Annotated in this window: 15 protein-coding genes; 7 read left to right on the top strand and 8 right to left on the bottom strand. The window is 32.2% G+C overall.

Annotation, left to right across the window (positions count from 1 at the left end):
- Nucleotides 1-8: 8 nt before the first annotated feature.
- From lolA1 to tpx, 5 genes are all read right to left on the bottom strand, one after another.
- Nucleotides 9-650, bottom strand: coding sequence for an outer membrane lipoprotein periplasmic chaperone LolA1 (gene lolA1 / locus ACFFGA_RS06470; RefSeq protein ID WP_386061387.1), 642 nt, complete (start codon nt 648-650; stop codon nt 9-11).
- Nucleotides 651-669: 19 nt separating this feature from the next.
- Nucleotides 670-3,081: a DNA translocase FtsK 4TM domain-containing protein gene (locus tag ACFFGA_RS06465; protein WP_386061385.1), complete on the bottom strand. Its 2,412-nt coding sequence runs from the start codon at nt 3,079-3,081 to the stop codon at nt 670-672.
- A gap of 20 nt (nt 3,082-3,101) precedes the next feature.
- The gene (locus tag ACFFGA_RS06460) at nt 3,102-3,881 is read right to left on the bottom strand and encodes a M15 family metallopeptidase (RefSeq protein WP_386061382.1); all 780 of its coding nucleotides are present in this window, start codon (nt 3,879-3,881) and stop codon (nt 3,102-3,104) included.
- A gap of 78 nt (nt 3,882-3,959) precedes the next feature.
- Nucleotides 3,960-4,328 carry a diacylglycerol kinase gene (locus tag ACFFGA_RS06455; protein WP_386061379.1) on the bottom strand — a complete coding sequence of 123 codons (369 nt, stop codon included), beginning with the start codon at nt 4,326-4,328 and terminating at the stop codon, nt 3,960-3,962.
- A gap of 6 nt (nt 4,329-4,334) precedes the next feature.
- The gene (tpx, locus tag ACFFGA_RS06450) at nt 4,335-4,835 is read right to left on the bottom strand and encodes a thiol peroxidase (RefSeq protein WP_386061376.1); all 501 of its coding nucleotides are present in this window, start codon (nt 4,833-4,835) and stop codon (nt 4,335-4,337) included.
- A gap of 272 nt (nt 4,836-5,107) precedes the next feature.
- Between tpx and ACFFGA_RS06445 the strand changes: the two genes are divergently transcribed.
- A complete protein-coding gene (locus ACFFGA_RS06445) occupies nt 5,108-5,830 on the top strand; it encodes a DUF8692 domain-containing protein (protein ID WP_386061374.1) in 723 nt (240 codons plus the stop codon).
- A gap of 73 nt (nt 5,831-5,903) precedes the next feature.
- Here the strand turns inward: ACFFGA_RS06445 and pheT are convergent, their stop codons facing one another.
- Nucleotides 5,904-8,330, bottom strand: coding sequence for a phenylalanine--tRNA ligase subunit beta (gene pheT / locus ACFFGA_RS06440; protein ID WP_386061371.1), 2,427 nt, complete (start codon nt 8,328-8,330; stop codon nt 5,904-5,906).
- Between the two features lie 117 nt (nt 8,331-8,447).
- Between pheT and ACFFGA_RS06435 the strand changes: the two genes are divergently transcribed.
- Nucleotides 8,448-9,677 carry a peroxiredoxin family protein gene (locus tag ACFFGA_RS06435; RefSeq protein WP_386061368.1) on the top strand — a complete coding sequence of 410 codons (1,230 nt, stop codon included), beginning with the start codon at nt 8,448-8,450 and terminating at the stop codon, nt 9,675-9,677.
- 102 nt (nt 9,678-9,779) lie between these two features.
- On the opposite strand, the gene ACFFGA_RS06430 is transcribed toward ACFFGA_RS06435, so the two are convergent.
- Nucleotides 9,780-10,076, bottom strand: a complete 297-nt coding sequence (locus ACFFGA_RS06430) for an N-acetyltransferase (protein WP_386061365.1) — start codon at nt 10,074-10,076, stop codon at nt 9,780-9,782.
- A 213-nt stretch (nt 10,077-10,289) separates the two neighbouring features.
- On the opposite strand from ACFFGA_RS06430, the gene ACFFGA_RS06425 reads away from it, so the two are divergent.
- From ACFFGA_RS06425 to cls, 3 genes are read left to right on the top strand one after another with little or no spacing between them, the layout of a single operon-like run.
- Complete coding sequence (locus ACFFGA_RS06425) at nt 10,290-10,922, top strand: alpha/beta hydrolase (protein ID WP_386062407.1); 633 nt, start codon at nt 10,290-10,292, stop codon at nt 10,920-10,922.
- 50 nt (nt 10,923-10,972) lie between these two features.
- A complete protein-coding gene (locus ACFFGA_RS06420) occupies nt 10,973-11,908 on the top strand; it encodes a lytic transglycosylase domain-containing protein (RefSeq protein ID WP_386061362.1) in 936 nt (311 codons plus the stop codon).
- A 2-nt stretch (nt 11,909-11,910) separates the two neighbouring features.
- Entirely contained in the window at nt 11,911-13,359 is a 1,449-nt protein-coding gene (cls, locus tag ACFFGA_RS06415) for a cardiolipin synthase (protein ID WP_386061359.1), read from the top strand.
- Here cls and ACFFGA_RS06410 read toward each other — a convergent pair whose 3' ends face one another.
- The gene (locus ACFFGA_RS06410; RefSeq protein ID WP_386061356.1) at nt 13,360-13,938 is read right to left on the bottom strand and encodes a tetratricopeptide repeat protein; all 579 of its coding nucleotides are present in this window, start codon (nt 13,936-13,938) and stop codon (nt 13,360-13,362) included. It lies immediately after the preceding gene.
- A gap of 174 nt (nt 13,939-14,112) precedes the next feature.
- On the opposite strand from ACFFGA_RS06410, the gene rpmH reads away from it, so the two are divergent.
- The gene (rpmH, locus tag ACFFGA_RS06405; RefSeq protein WP_033961596.1) at nt 14,113-14,274 is read left to right on the top strand and encodes a 50S ribosomal protein L34; all 162 of its coding nucleotides are present in this window, start codon (nt 14,113-14,115) and stop codon (nt 14,272-14,274) included.
- A 98-nt stretch (nt 14,275-14,372) separates the two neighbouring features.
- On the top strand, nt 14,373-17,225 hold the full coding sequence (gene carB, locus ACFFGA_RS06400; protein ID WP_386061352.1) for a carbamoyl-phosphate synthase large subunit: 2,853 nt from the start codon (nt 14,373-14,375) through the stop codon (nt 17,223-17,225).
- Nucleotides 17,226-17,239 lie beyond the last annotated feature (14 nt).

The following is a 17,239-nucleotide window of genomic DNA, read 5'->3' as shown; positions in this document are numbered from 1 at the left end:
TAAAAACCTTAATCGATTCTGTTAATAAAGTAATCACTGTATTTACTTTCGTCAAATGTAAATAAGGTTTTTGAGATAGGCTCATCTGTTTTAAAAGAATTAACGGTTAATATGGTTTTTGTGCCATCTTTTCCAACTTCGATTAAATTATAAATGTGTTTTGTTGTAGCATCAATACCTAATAGCACATGTTTTATTTCAGAATTAGTGTCTATTGGACTCAATTTTACATATTGAATCTGTCTGCCTTTTACATTCTGAATAATATCCATTTTATAGGTGTAACCGTCTTCGTAAAACGATAACATTTTACTAGGTGTAATAGTGCCTTCATCTTCTGTATTATCTGAAGAAATAGTAACTTCTTCATCTTCTGGACTTATGGTGTAAAGTGTCTTACCATCATAAATACGTGTAATACCAAGAATATTAAGTTTATACTTTTCGCCCTCAATTACGACATCACCACGAGTTTCTTGCTTAATGTTTTCACTAACATTATTCAATTCGTATTTAAAATCCAAACTAATATTTTTATAAGCTTTTATTTTACTGCTTACTTCATTAAGTAACGTTTCTGCTTTTGTGTCGTTTTGAGCAAAACCAGTTATTCCTAGTGCTAAAAATGCTATAATAAATAATCTTTTCATTGTATAGTTATGTATAGTGTTATTGTATTTCATTTTCTAATAATTGGTCTAGAGCAACTAAATCTGGCACTAATACTTGTCTGGCTTTACTACCTTCAAAAGAACCTACTATACCAGCAGCTTCTAGTTGGTCAATAATTCTACCAGCTCTATTGTAACCTAATTTTAATTTTCGTTGTAATAAAGAGGCCGAACCTTGTTGTGCTGTAACAATGATTTCTGCAGCTTCTCTAAACAATTTATCTCTGTCTGATATATCTATATCAAGATTTGTGCCACCTTCTTCACCAACATATTCTGGTAATAAATGCGCATCTGGATATGCTTTTTGCGAACCAATAAATTCTGTTATTTTCTCTACTTCTGGTGTATCTACAAAAGCACATTGAATACGGATTAAATCATTGCCTTGTGTATATAGCATATCACCACGACCAATTAATTGGTCTGCTCCAGAGCCATCTAAAATGGTGCGCGAATCAATTTTACTTGTAACTCTAAAGGCAATTCGTGCAGGGAAATTCGCTTTAATGATACCGGTAATTACGTTAACCGAAGGTCGCTGTGTAGCAATAATTAAATGGATACCAATAGCACGTGCTAATTGTGCTAATCGCGCTATTGGTGTTTCTACTTCTTTGCCAGCAGTCATTATTAAATCAGCAAACTCATCTACAACCAAAACAATATAAGGCAAGAAAGCATGACCATCATTAGGATTTAGTTTTCTAGCCTTAAATTTGGTATTGTATTCTGCAATGTTTCTACAAAAGGCATTTTTTAGCATTTCGTAGCGGTTATCCATTTCAATACATAGTGAATTTAATGTATTGATAACTTTAGTATTATCTGTGATGATGGCATCTTCACTATCCGGAAGTTTAGCTAAGTAGTGACGTTCTATTTTATTGAAAAGCGTTAATTCTACCTTTTTTGGATCAACTAAAACAAATTTAACTTCAGCAGGATGTTTTTTATAAAGTAAAGACGTAAGTACTGCATTAAGACCTACAGATTTTCCTTGGCCAGTAGCTCCAGCCATAAGCAGGTGAGGCATTTTAGCTAAATCTACAACTAAAGTTTCATTGCTAATTGTTTTACCTAATGCAATAGGCAATTGCATTTTGGATTGCTGAAATTTCTGCGACGCTATTACAGATCGCATTGAAACAACTGTAGAATTTTTATTTGGTACCTCAATACCAATAGTTCCTTTTCCAGGAATTGGAGCTATAATACGAATACCTAGTGCTGCAAGCGATAACGCGATATCGTCCTCTAAATTTTTAATTTTTGAAATACGGATACCAGCATCTGGTACAATTTCATATAATGTAACCGTTGGCCCAATAGTAGCTTTTATACTACTGATACCAATTTTATAATTGCTTAAGGTCTCTACAATTCGGTTTTTGTTTTCTTCAAGTTCTTCTTGGTCTATTGAAATTCCTTCATTATCATACTTTTTGAGTAAATCTAGTGGAGGAAATTGATATTTACCTAACTCTAAAGTAGGATCAAACTGTCCAAAATCCTCAACGAGTTTATCAGATAGATTATCTGTTTCGGACTTTTCTTCTTTAGTGGCTTCAACTTCAACTTGTAATTCTGGAACATCAACCGATTCTTCTTTTGGTTTGGTATCAACTTCCATTTTAAGTTCTTCTGCCTTTGGCTTAGAATGGTTACTAATTGTTGGTTCAGTTTCATCAAGCGAAATCTCTAAAGCAGATTTTATAGCTTCAGCTTCTTCAGTTAAGCTGTTATCAATTATAACGGAAGGTTCGTTTGTATTAGTTTCAGAATTTAAATCATCTTTAATATCTTTTTTCGCACGGTTAAAGAGATTAACAAAGGAATCTCCAGTAATCTTAAACCTTATGGCTAAATAAGTGATGAGTCCAAATAGGAGTAGGAGAGCAGTTCCTATTTTACCAATATAATCTTGAAAGAAATGATTCATTTCAAAACCTATGGTTCCTCCAAGAATATCATATTTGTGCGTAAAAAAACCAAAAAATACAGATAACCAGATGACAATTAGAGTTCCCCATATCCAGTGCTTTCTCAGCTTTGCTTTTTTTAGATTTAAAGTAACATAAACTCCAGATAGGAAAATTAAACCTGAAAAAATAAATGAAGGAATACCAAAACCTTTGGTAATAAAAAGTTCACTAACCCATGCACCTAATTGGCTTGCCCAGTTTTTATAAGCATCTGAACGTTCAGGGAAGTTACTCAGTACACTTTGATCTTCCTTACCTGTAAAAATGAAAGACAGAAAAGAGATAAATAGAAGCACACCAAGTATAATCAACAAACTTCCAAAAATGAGTTTTTGTTGATTAGAAAATTTAAACGAAGGCTTTTTTATTATGGCCTTCGGCTTTTTTTTGGCAGTAGTTTTCTTTTTAGTTGTTTTTTTTGCCATACTAACTTTCCTCTCGGAAATTAATTATTTATATACGTTTTAGCATTTTTTGCTATGCCATTTACGTAATTGTCTATTATGTTTAGTTCTTTCGCTAGTTCACTACCTTTAAATCCACTGATGTCTTGGTAGGTAATGTTAGCATTGTAAAACTCTAAATATTTGCTTGCCAATGGTAAATAAGACCAATGCCATTTTTCGAGATTATAACCCGTTCTACCATTTTCTTTTGTGGTATAGACTTGATAGAATCCATAAGCATTAGCGTTATTTACTAGCCACTCATATTCTTGTTTACCTTTTCCGCTGTTAAAATACGAATTATTAAGACTATTTAGGTCGATATCTGTTCCCCAATGATGTCTAGAGGTTGAAGGCATCGCACTATATTCCATAATCTTATTGATACGTTCCGTAGGTTTCAAGCTTTTATATTTTAACCATTTACGATCCCAAATTGCCTTTTGTTCTTCAAAATTACGTGTTGCAGATAGTATTTTTAATTCTATACTATCTTTTTTAGCAGCATTGTACATCTTTACAAAAGCATCATAAGTTTCATTTTTTAAGTATAACGCCTTAGCTGAATGATCTGAACTTGCTTTAACAAAAGTTGTATCATTCTTATAATTAAATTGACCTAAAACATCTACTTTGGTAATATTAAAGTGAGTTGTTTTTGTAGATAACACAGTATCTTTTGTGGTTTCTTTAATTTCGACTTGACTAATTTTTTTATTGCTGGTATTACAGCTTAAAAGCAGAAAAATAAAGTAAAACGTAGCAAATTTGGGTTTCATTTTAATGCTAATAAGAGCAATGGGATTTAACATAAACAAAAATACAAATATGTAACGTTTATCCTAGTGGTTTTGGTATTAAAGAAACTTTGGAATATAAATAATCCCAGCAACGATAACTGCTACAATTGAAGCAATAAAAACAGCACCTGCAGCTATATCTTTAATTAAACCAATTTTTGGGTGATGATCTGGGTGAATAAAATCTGAAATATATTCAATAGCCGTATTAATGCCTTCGATGCTCATAACCAAACCAATCATGCTAACTTGAACAATCCATTCGGTTTTAGAGATATTAAAATAGAAGCCAGCAATAGTTACAACTATTGCAATAAATAGTTGAATCTGTATGCTAGCTTCAGTTTTTATGAGGATGAGCATTCCTTTAAAAGCATAACCCACGCTTTTAATGCGATTAACAAAAAAGGAATCTTTTTTTTGCATAAATATTTATGCTAAGCTCTTTAAAGCACTATCATAATTTGGCTCATCAGCAATTTCACTAACTTGCTCAGTATAAAGTACAGTACCATCTGTATCTATAACAACGATACAACGGGATAATAAAGTTTCAAAAGCGCCTGTTTTAAATGTTAATCCATAATCTTTACCAAAGTTTCCGGTTTTGTAATCTGAAAGACTCACCACATTTTCAATGCCTTCTGCTCCGCAGAAGCGACCCATTGCAAATGGTAAATCTTTTGATATACAAAGTACTTTAGTGTTTTCTAATCCACTGGCTTTTTCGTTAAAAGTTCTAATAGATTGTGCGCATGTACCAGTATCTACACTTGGAAATACGTTTAAGATCAGTCTATAGCCATTAAAATCATCATTGGTTTTATCCTCTAAGTCTGTTCCTGTTAATTTAAATTTAGGTGCTTTGTCCCCAACTTTTGGTAAATTCCCTGTAGTTTCTACTGGTGTGCCTCCTAATGTTACGTTTGCCATAATTTTATTGAATGTTTTGATTGCTAAATTTAAAGATATTTAGCTTTTTAAGTGCTAAATAAATGATAATGTTTGTGCATTATTATTTTAGTGATTCAAAAAAGAAACATTCAATTTACTTTAAGTTAACATTTAAACGAAATTTTATGTAGTTGAAACACTTTATTAATGCCATCAAATCTTATGTTTTACTTTCGTGTTAAGAGCTATTAATTATTTAACAATCAAAAAGGTAAACTCCCTATTTATCTACTTTAATCTAATATTATTTTATGAAATTTAAATTAAAAAAATCTAAGATTTTACGCATTCTGTTTATTATCATTGGCTTACTATTTGTTACAAATTTAATTGCTGTTTATGTGCGTTTTCAGACTATGGGAATGGAAAATAAGGTAAGTAGATTAATTATTAAAATGTTTGATTTTAATCTTGAAGCCAATTTACCAACATACTTCTCATCGTTATTATTGATGTGCAATGGTTTTTTATTGGCAATAATTGGGGGTAGCTATAAAAAAATAGGACAGAAGTTTTGGCATTGGTATGGACTTGCAGCGATCTTTATCTTTTTGGCATTTGATGAGATGATTCAAATCCACGAGCAACTCAGAGCTCCTATGGAGGCTATGTTTAACACTACTGGTCTCTTATATTTTGCATGGTTTATTCCATATATTATTGCTGTAGCTATTATTGGTATTGCTTATTTTAAGTTTATGATGCGCTTACCAAAACATATCTTAAAACTTTTTATAATTGCTGGTGCTTTATACGTTGGTGGTGCTGTAGGTATGGAAATGTTGGGAGGGTGGCATGCCGAAGTACATGGTGAAAAAACCGTAACTTATGCACTAATGTATAGTTTTGAAGAAGCACTTGAAATGTCTGGTGCAGCAGTTTTTCTTTATGCTTTATTAAGTTATATAACTGGTGAATTCAAAAATTTTAAATTAAAATTTAAGTCAAAGAAAAAAAAGAAAGCTGAAGCCTAAAATATATTTATATGAAATAAAAAAATTCTTGAGAAATCAAGAACTTTTTTATTTTTTTAATGTCAACTAGAATTTATCGCAATTCAGCTCCAAGTTTACTTTCAAAATTAGACTGAAGTTTATCCATAATTTTATCAATCTGCTTGTCAGTTAATGTTTTATGCTCATCTTGTAACGTAAAACTCACAGCATAACTCTTTTTACCAGCAGGTAAGTTCTTACCTTCATATACATCAAACAGGTTAACGTTTTTAAGTAATTGCTTTTCGGTTTGCTTTGCAATAGTGTGTATGTCTTCAAACGTCACATTATTATCTATTAATAAGGCAAAATCTCTTCGTACTTCAGGGTATTTCGGTATTGCAGCAAACTTAATTTTGTTGTGCTTAACCACTTCTAGAATATTGTCCCAATTAAAGTCTGCAAAAAGTACATTTTGAGAAATTCCAAAATGTTTTAAAATAGATTTCTTAACTAAACCAAAGTCAACCAATTGTTTCTTTCCAAGTGATAGACTACTGCCTTCACTAAGAACACCAGATTTAGTAGGTGCTGATTTTAAACGGTTTAATCCCAAACGTTCAAAAATCACTTCAATAGTACCTTTTAAATAAAAGAAATCACTAGGACTTGTAGCAGTATTCCAACGTTCATTTGTTTTATTTCCAGTAACAAAAATTGATAAATGCTTATGTTCTTCTCTGTTTTCAGAATATTGATGATAGGTTTTTCCGAATTCAAATAACTTTAAGTCGTTACGTTTTCTGTTAATATTATGTGCAACGGCTTCTAATCCAGAAAATAATATAGACTGACGCATTACCTCTAAATCATTGCTCAAAGGATTTAGCATTGTTACATTATGGTCTGCATTTAAGTCATCTGTTAACTCAACATATTTTGGCGTAGTCAATGAATTTGCCATGATTTCAAAGAAACCTTGAGACACTAATTGATTGCCTATGACATTCTGTAGTTTATAATCTTCAAAACGTGAAGAATTAGAAATTGAAGCATTTAGCTTTTCAGTAGTACGGATATTGTTGTAACCGTAAACTCTAAGTATCTCTTCAATTATATCTGCTTCGCGTTGCACATCATTTCTAAAAGCAGGCACAGTAAGACCCAAGCCAGCTTCAGTAACATTATTTACTTTAATATCTAATGACGTTAAAATACTTTTAATGGTTTCTTTAGGAATTTCCTCTCCAATAAGTTTGGCAGCATTATCAAAACTAAGACGAACTTCAAAGTCTTTTATTTTATTAGGATAAGCGTCAGAAATATCACTGGTAATTTCGCCACCAGCAATTTCTGTAATTAGCAAAGCAGCACGCTTAAGTGCATATTCTGTTATGTTAGGATCTATACCTCTTTCAAATCTAAATGAAGCGTCTGTATTTAATCCATGACGTTTTGCTGTCTTTCTAACACTTACTGGATCAAAATAGGCACTTTCCAAGAAAATTTTAGTAGTACTTTCTGAAACTCCAGAATCAATACCGCCAAAAACACCTGCTATGCACATTGGTTTTTCTGCATCGCAAATCATTAAATCATCTTCATGCAACTCTCTAACAACTTCGTCTAAGGTGGTAAACTTTGTACCGGCTTTACAGGTTTTTACTTCTACTTTATTGCCTGAAATTTTATCAGCATCAAAGGCGTGAAGTGGTTGACCTAATTCGTGCAATACATAGTTTGTAATATCTACAATATTATTAATTGGAGACAACCCAATAGACTTTAAACGATGTTGTAACCAGCTAGGTGATGCTTCTACTTTTACGCCAGAAATTGTAACACCACAATAACGAGGACATTTTTCAACGTTTTTTACATCAACATCTATTTTAAGTGACCTTGCGTCTAAGTGATAAGAACTCACTGAAGGTGTAATAAGTTCTAAAGGAATTTCTTTCTGTAAAAGTCCGGCTTTTAAATCGCGCGCAACACCATAATGACTCATGGCATCTGCACGGTTTGGTGTTAGGCCAATTTCAAAAACTTCGTCGTTTTCAACATTAAATATATCTGCAGCAGCTGTACCAACTTTTAGTTTAGAGTCTAATACCATTATGCCATCATGAGATTCACCAAGACCCAATTCGTCTTCTGCGCAAATCATACCATGACTTTCCTCTCCTCGAATTTTACCTTTTTTAATTTTCCAGGCTTCACCTTCAGCAGTGTATAATGTTGTACCAATAGTCGCTACAGGTACTTTTTGGCCAGCAGCTACATTTGGTGCGCCACAAACAATCTGTAAGGGAGTATCTGTACCAATATTTACGGTTGTTATTTTTAAACGATCTGCATTTGGGTGTTGTTTGCAAGTTAAAACCTCGCCAACAACTATACCTTTTAATCCGCCTTTTACAGATTCGTAGTGCTCAATGCCTTCTATTTCTAGACCAAGATCAGTAAGTAATTCTCCTGTTTTCTCGGCATCCCAATCTATTTTTATAAACTGTTTAAGCCAGTTGTATGAAATCTTCATGTGTCAATTTAATCAAGTTGCAAAGATAGCAAAACCAATAAGTCAATGAAACATCGGTTTACTTTTTTATGTAAGGATTTTGTTGTTATTTCGAACTTCATACAAAAGTATTATTACATGCGACATATCCTAGTCTTCTTATCAATCTTATTTATATTTTCTTGTAAAGGGGAAGCTAAAAAAAATGAAAACGAAATAAACACTCTTAAAGTTGGGTTTTATAGAGCTGTTATAGAGGTTAAAGACAATGAACAATTGCCTTTTGTTTTTGAAGTAAAATCACCTACCACGCTCAATATTTTTAATTCTGAAGAAATTATTGAAGTTGATGAAGTAGAATATAAAAATGATTCTGTTTTTATTTCAACTCCTGTATTTGAAGGGTATTTAGCAGCTAAGTTTGAAGGTAACAACCTTAAAGGAAGCTTTATAAAAGAAAGTTTAAATCGAACAGTACCATTTAGTGCAGAATATAATAATAAAAAACGTTTTGAGGTAAAGCATAAACCAAATCGAAACGTTTCAGGAATTTGGGAAACCGTTTTTAGCCAAGGCATTGAAGACGACGAATATATTGCCAAAGGCATCTTTAAGCAAGAAGGCGAGAAGGTAACAGGTACATTTAGAACCACAACTGGCGATTACAGATACCTTGAAGGAGTTATGGATGGAGATACAATGAAACTTTCAACTTTTGATGGTGCACATGCCTTTTTATTTACCGCAAAAGTGTCAGATTCCACAATGGAAGGAACATTTTATTCTGGTAACCATTGGAAAGAGCCATTTGTAGCAAAACGAAATGAGAACTATGAACTGCCTAGTGCTAACCACTTAACTTTTTTAAAAGAAGGATATAATAGTTTAGAGTTTTCTTTCCCAGATGCAAATGGAAACTTGGTTTCACTTAACGACGAACGATTTAAAAATAAAGTAGTTATTGTACAGATTATGGGAACGTGGTGTCCTAATTGTTTGGATGAAAGTAAATATTATACTGAGTTTTATAAAACTAATAAAAACAAAGACCTTGAATTTGTTGCATTAGCGTTTGAGTATGCTAAGACTAAAGAAATGGCTTTTAAAAGAATCGACAGGCTACAATCAAAATTAGGAATTGAATACCCAATTCTTTTAGCGCAGTTTGGCACGTCAAGCAAATCCAAAGCTCAAGAAAAGTTACCAATGCTCAATCATGTATTATCGTATCCAACCTCAATTTTTATTGATAAAACTGGTAAAGTAAGAAAAATTCATACAGGCTTTAATGGACCAGCCACTGGTAAAAAGTATGAAGAATTTAAAACTGAGTTTGAAGCATTTGTAGGCGATTTATTAAAAGAATAGTCTTTTACGGTCTCGATTATAATTGTGATATATATATACAAAACAAAAAATCCGAAACTTTATAGGTTTCGGATTTTTAATTATAATTTCTTTATCTAATTATTATATACGAATGCCAACAGGTAGCATACGCTTATATTTTCTATTGCTTCTTACAAATTTTGCAATTTCAGGACTCGTAGGAACTACACTAATATTTCTATCCTTAATATCATTAAATACCATTGCCAAAAACTCTTTTTCAAATTCTGTAGTTCTAATTGTTTCTGGTATAATCATTTTAGTTAAGAATATCTTACGCTCTTGTAAGGAATACTCGATAACAGCCATCTCATCTTCAACCTTTAATTCATATTGACGCAGAAAGTCATTATCGATCAATTCAGCAGTTTCTGTCATAATTTTCTTTGTTTTAAGTTAGCGGTTGGCAAGTAGATACTATATTTTATATAGTTTTGCAGTGCAAAGGTACAAAAAATCAATGAGACTTTAAGGGTTAGATTGTTAAAACCTTAAATTATAAGTAATTATAATAACTATGACAAGATTATATTTAAACTCAGAAAAACTAAACTAAAGTTGGCAAACTCAAACCTTATACATATTTACTTAATGCCAGGAATGGCTGCTAATCCTACAATTTTTGAGCATATAAAATTGCCAGAAGATCGATATAAAATTCATTGGTTAGAATGGCAAATACCTGATAAAAATGAAACATTACAAGCGTATGCGAAACGTATGTGTAAATTTATTGAGTATGATGATGTGGTATTGTTAGGAGTGTCGTTTGGTGGTATTTTAGTACAGGAAATGAGCAAATTTCTAAAACTTAGAAAGCTATTTGTAGTTTCTAGCGTAAAATCGTGTCATGAGTTACCGAAGCGTTTAAAATTTTTAAAAATTACAAAAGCCTATAAAATTTTACCAACACAATTAGTTAGTAATATAGATTTATTAGCAAAGTATGCTTTTGGTGAAACCATAAAAAAGCGTGTGGATTTATATAAAAAGTACCTTTCCGTAAGTGATAAAATATATCTAGACTGGGCTATTAAGCAGGTCGTTTGTTGGGAACAACAAGAACCACATACAGATGCGATATATATTCATGGAGACAAAGATGTTATATTTCCGCATTCTTGTGGTGGAAATTGTATTGTTGTTAATGGTGGTTCACATATTATGATTATTAATAAATATAAATGGTTTAACGAAAATTTACCAAAACTTATAGAGTCTTGAATTTGAAAGAACTAAATAGTTTACTACATTTAATAAAAAAAATGAAAGCCATGCAAATCTTAAAAAATATTTTAGCAATAGTTGGTTTAGTCTGTGTATCGGGACTTTTTATCTTCGCTATGCAAAAATCTCCCTCAGATGAAACCATAGGAAAAGAAACACCAATCGTTAATGACTATAACGTCTATGCGTTAGAAATGCCAGAGGGTCTAAACTTTGCTGGCGAAATGGTACCTATTGAAAATCCTGATATATATGAGCGAATGGACAGAGAGTTGTTGGTGAATACCTACTGGCAATCCAATGGTTTGTTAATGTTTAAACGTGCACAAAAGTACTTTCCTATTATAGAACCAATATTAGAAAAAAATGGAGTACCAGATGATTTTAAATATTTAGCAGTTATTGAAAGTGGTTTAACAAATGCAGTTTCTCCTGCTGGAGCAAGAGGGTTTTGGCAGATAATGGCAGCTACAGGTCGCGAAAATGGATTAGAGGTTAACTCAAACGTAGATGAACGTTACAATCTAGAATTAGCAACAGAAGTAGCATGCAAGTATTTAATAAATGCCAAAGAAAACCTTGGATCTTGGACACTTGCTGCAGCAGCTTACAATGCAGGTAATGCAGGTATTTCAAGACGTTTAAAAGAACAAGATGTAAATGACTACTACGACTTGCTGCTTGGAGAAGAAACAGGGCGTTATATGTTTAGAATAGTCGCTTTAAAAGAAATACTTAATAATCCATCTAAATACGGATTTAACTTTAATAAAAGCGATTTGTATAAACCAGTCCCAACATATAAAGTAGAGGTGGATACAGCTGTTACTGATTTTTCAAAGTTTGCAAAACGATTTGGAATTAATTATAAAATCTTAAAACTGCATAATCCTTGGTTGCGTGAACCTCATTTAAACAATAGATCTAGAAAGCAATATATTATAGAAATTCCAAAAGAAGGTTATTATAATACTAAACCTTAAGGTTGGAATTTATCAAAAATCATATCTGGCAGATTATCATTGTGCTAAACTATGTCTTGGCGCTCTCTGCAGTTGTTACTGTTTTATTTAAAAGATTAAACCCAACAAAGACTTTAAGTTATATTATTGTGTTGTTGGTTTTTCCTTTTGTGGGCTTATTGGTGTATTATCTTTTTGGTCAAGAGTATAGAAAATCAAAAATCTTTTCTAGAAAGAATGTACTCAATCAATCTATTGTAAAAAGGATTCAACAGGAATTAGAGTTAGATACGAAAACTATAAACAAAGTTGATGATCTTTTAGACGAAAAATCCAAGCTTATTCGACTACTGTATAATAACGAAAAATCTAAGCTAACAGTAGATAATGAAGTAAATCTCATTAAAGATGGTGATGAAAAGTTTAAGCTACTTTTGGATGATATAAAGAAAGCTGAGCATCATATTCACCTCGAATATTTCATTATTAAAGACGATAAAATAGGTACTTTAATAATAGATGCGTTGTGCGACAAAGTTAAAGAGGGTGTTGTAGTTAGAATTGTTATAGATGATGTTGGGAGTTCTATTACATCTAAAATGAAGAAGAAAATAAAAGATTGTGGCATAGAAATGTATTCTTTTATGCCAGTACTTTTTTCTAAATTTACTGGTCAGATGAATTATCGTGATCATCGAAAAATTATAGTAATAGATGGTAAAATAGGGTATGTTGGTGGCATAAATATTTCAGATAATTATGTCAATGCTAATAACAATAGATATTGGAGAGATACACATATTAGAATTGTTGGTGAAGCTGTAAAACCACTTCAGATTTTATTTTTTACTACTTGGGATTTTGCAAGTGATGGAGAAATAAAAATTTCTAAAGACTATTTTCCTAGTTATAACGGTAAAGGTAAAATGCCTGTTCAAATTGCAGCTAGTGGCCCAGACACTGATTGGTCTAACATTATGGAGGCTATTTTTGTCGCCATAACAAATGCAGAAGAGTGTATTTATATAACAACACCATATTTTATTCCAAATGACGAAATCATTACAGCCCTACAAGTTGCAGCAAGAAGTAATGTTGAAGTAAAATTAATTGTACCAAAAAAGTCAGACTCTTGGGTAGCAGAGTATGCTACAAACTCTTATATAGAACAATTGTTAGAAGCTGGTGTTGAAGTATATCAATACACTAAAGGCTTTGTGCATTCTAAAACTATGGTTGTAGATGATGTTTTTGCTTCAGTAGGAACCGCAAATATGGATTACAGAAGTTTTAATATCAATTTTGAAGTAAATGCATTAATGTACAACAAAGACTTTTGTACACAACTTACAGAACTTTTTAATGCAGATTTAAAAGATTCAGAAAAACTTGATTACCAAAAATGGAAAAACCGTTCAAAAGGTACAAAAACAGTGGAAGCCATAGCTAGATTAGCTGCGCCATTACTGTAGTTATCTTCGACTTCTACGGTTTTGACGTGATGAAGTTGGCTGTCCATAATGCTGTTTTGGAATAGAAGCTTTCTTCATTTGTTGTTTCATCATTTTAATTTGGTCAGCCAGCATATTTCGCTTGTCTAACTTTTCAGCCTCAGATAATAGTTTATGAGCTTCTTGTTTACGTCGTTTAGAAAAAGCAATACCAGCAAGGTTCAATTTTGCCATAGCCAAATCATGGTCCATAGATAAACCAAGGTCTATTGCTTTCTTAAAATATTTCTCGGCTTCATTCATATTGGTTTGTGAAACCATTATTCCATTTAAATAATTTAAGTAGCCTTGTTGTTTTTTTACCAATGAAGCTTCTGGGTTTTTAATTTTATCTAGCCACTTTTTTGCACCTTCAAAATCTTGTTTACGGAGTTTTAAAAACGCCAACAAGATCATCTCGTTTTTAAAATATAAGAAAATAAATATCGTAGAAAGTAAGATATACATTATCCCATTGCCAATATAGCCTTGGGTAAATTGATAGATTGCATAACCGATTATTAATGCAGCAATGACTAATTTTATATTTTTATTGAACATAGTTCTCTTATTTTTTGCAGTGTGCAAAGGTATAAAAAAGTGAAGTTAAAATTTGAAAAAATATTTTTAATCACGTGCTTGTTAAAGTAAAAAGTTGTTGTATATTTGCACGCAGTTTTGAGGAAGCCCTCAACTTATTAAAAAATAAATATTAGTATATAAAAAGATAGGACAATGCCAAAAAGAACGTTTCAACCGTCAAAAAGAAAGAGAAGAAACAAACACGGTTTCAGAGAAAGAATGGCTTCTGTTAATGGAAGAAAAGTTTTAGCACGTAGAAGAGCTAAAGGAAGAAAGAAATTGTCTGTATCTTCAGAAACTAGACATAAGAAATAATGATTAACAATTGTTAATATTTTAAAGGTGTTACTTAGGTGTAACGCCTTTTTTTATACCCTATTGATAACTATTTTTGCACACCAAAACACATTCTAATGCCAAAAAACAAAAACATCAAGTCCATTTTACTTATAGGTTCAGGTCCAATTATTATAGGACAAGCCTGCGAATTTGATTATTCAGGTTCTCAAGCATTACGTTCATTGAGAGAAGACGGAATAGAAACAATTCTTATCAACTCCAATCCTGCAACTATTATGACAGATCCAGCAATGGCAGATCATATTTATCTCTTGCCATTGACCACAAAATCTATTATAAAAATTTTAAAAGAGCATCCACAAATAGATGCCGTTTTGCCAACTATGGGTGGGCAAACAGCATTGAATTTATGTATAGAAGCCGATGAAAAAGGAATCTGGGAAGATTTTGGAGTCGATATTATAGGTGTTGATATCGATGCTATAAATATTACTGAAGATAGAGAGAAATTTAGAGAATTGATGCTAAAAATTGGTGTTGGTATGGCACCACAAGCTACTGCAACATCATTTCTTAAAGGAAAGGAAATTGCTCAAGAATTTGGATTTCCTTTGGTAATTAGAGCTTCGTTTACACTTGGTGGAGCAGGAGCATCCATCGTTTATAAGGAAGAGGATTTTGATGAATTGCTAACACGTGGTTTAGAGATTTCACCAATTCACGAAGTAATGATTGATAAAGCACTAATTGGTTGGAAAGAATACGAATTAGAGCTTTTAAGAGATAAAAATGACAATGTTGTTATTATCTGTACAATAGAGAATATGGACCCAATGGGAATTCATACAGGTGATTCTATTACAGTTGCTCCTGCAATGACATTATCTGATAAGACTTTCCAAAGAATGCGAGATATGGCCATCCATATGATGCGAAGTATTGGTGATTTTGCAGGTGGATGTAATGTTCAGTTTGCGGTTAGTCCAGATGAAGAAGAGGAAATTATCGCCATTGAAATTAACCCTCGTGTATCAAGGTCATCAGCATTAGCAAGTAAAGCAACAGGTTATCCAATTGCTAAAATTGCAGCAAAATTAGCTTTAGGTTATACACTTGATGAATTAAGCAATCAAATAACAAAATCAACTTCTGCATTATTTGAGCCAACACTAGATTATGTAATTGTAAAGATTCCACGTTGGAATTTTGATAAATTCGAAGGGTCTGACAGAACGTTAGGTCTTCAAATGAAAGCAGTAGGTGAGGTGATGGCTATTGGACGTTCTTTTCAAGAAGCATTGCATAAAGCTACACAATCATTAGAAATTAAACGTAATGGCTTAGGTGCAGACGGAAAAGGATACAAAAACTATGATCAAATTATAGATAAATTAACTAACGCAAGTTGGGATAGGGTTTTTGTGATTTATGATGCCATTCAAATGGGAATTCCGCTTAGTCGTATTCACGAAATCACTAAGATTGACATGTGGTTCTTAAAACAATACGAAGAGTTATTTCATCTTGAAAGAGAGATTTCAACCTATAAAATTGAAAACATAGATAGAGAATTATTGCTTGAGGCTAAACAAAAAGGTTATGGTGATAGACAAATAGCTCATATGCTTGGATGTTTAGAAAGTCAAGTATATAATAAAAGAAGAGAACTTAAAATAAACAGAGTTTATAAATTGGTTGATACTTGTGCAGCAGAATTTAAAGCACAAACACCATACTATTACTCTACATTTGAAAGTGAAGTAGAAACAGCTGATGGTGAAATTTCAGTACATAACGAAAGTGTTGTTACTGATAAAAAGAAAATCATTGTATTAGGCTCAGGACCAAACAGAATTGGTCAAGGAATTGAGTTTGATTATTGCTGCGTACATGGTGTGTTAGCTGCTGCAGAATGTGGTTATGAAACCATTATGATTAACTGTAATCCTGAAACAGTTTCTACTGATTTTGACATTGCTGATAAACTTTATTTTGAACCTGTTTTTTGGGAGCATATCTACGACATCATTCAGCATGAGAAACCAGAAGGTGTTATTGTACAACTTGGTGGACAAACAGCTTTAAAACTTGCTGAAAAACTAGAGCGTTATGGAGTTAAGATTATGGGAACAAGTTTTGAATCTCTAGATTTAGCTGAAGACAGAGGAAGTTTTTCTAATATATTAAAAGAAAACAACATTCCTTATCCAGAATTTGATGTTGCCGAAACAGCAGATGAAGCTTTAGCAATTGCAGATGTACTAGACTTTCCAATATTAGTAAGACCATCTTATGTACTTGGTGGTCAAGGAATGAAAATTGTCATCAACAAAAAAGAATTAGAAGAGCATGTTATTGATTTATTAAAGTCAATTCCAGGAAATAAATTGTTATTAGATCACTACTTAGATGGTGCTATAGAGGCAGAGGCAGATGCTATATGTGATGGAGAAAATGTGTACATCATTGGTATTATGGAGCATATTGAGCCTTGTGGTATCCATTCAGGAGACAGTAATGCTACATTACCACCATTCAATTTAGGTGAATTTGTAATGCAGCAAATTAAAGATCATACCAAAAAGATTGCATTGGCTTTAAATACTGTTGGTTTAATTAATATACAATTTGCTATAAAAGACGATATTGTTTATATCATTGAAGCTAATCCAAGAGCTTCCCGTACTGTACCTTTTATAGCTAAAGCTTACAAGGAGCCTTATGTAAATTATGCAACCAAAGTAATGTTGGGTGAGAAAAAAGTGACTGACTTTAATTTTAATCCTCAATTAGAAGGTTATGCGATAAAACAACCTGTGTTTTCATTTAATAAATTCCCTAATGTAAATAAGAAACTAGGTCCAGAAATGAAGAGTACTGGTGAAAGTATCTTATTTATTGATAGTTTAAAGGATGATGAATTTTACGATTTATATTCTAGAAGAAAAATGTATTTAAGTAAGTAATGGCACGGTTTTCG

The sequence above is a fragment of the Winogradskyella pulchriflava genome (assembly GCF_042434315.1).
Taxonomy (GTDB): Bacteria; Bacteroidota; Bacteroidia; order Flavobacteriales; family Flavobacteriaceae; genus Winogradskyella; species Winogradskyella pulchriflava.
Note: the sequence above shows the minus strand (reverse complement) of the source record. Positions and strands in the feature narration are given on the sequence as shown.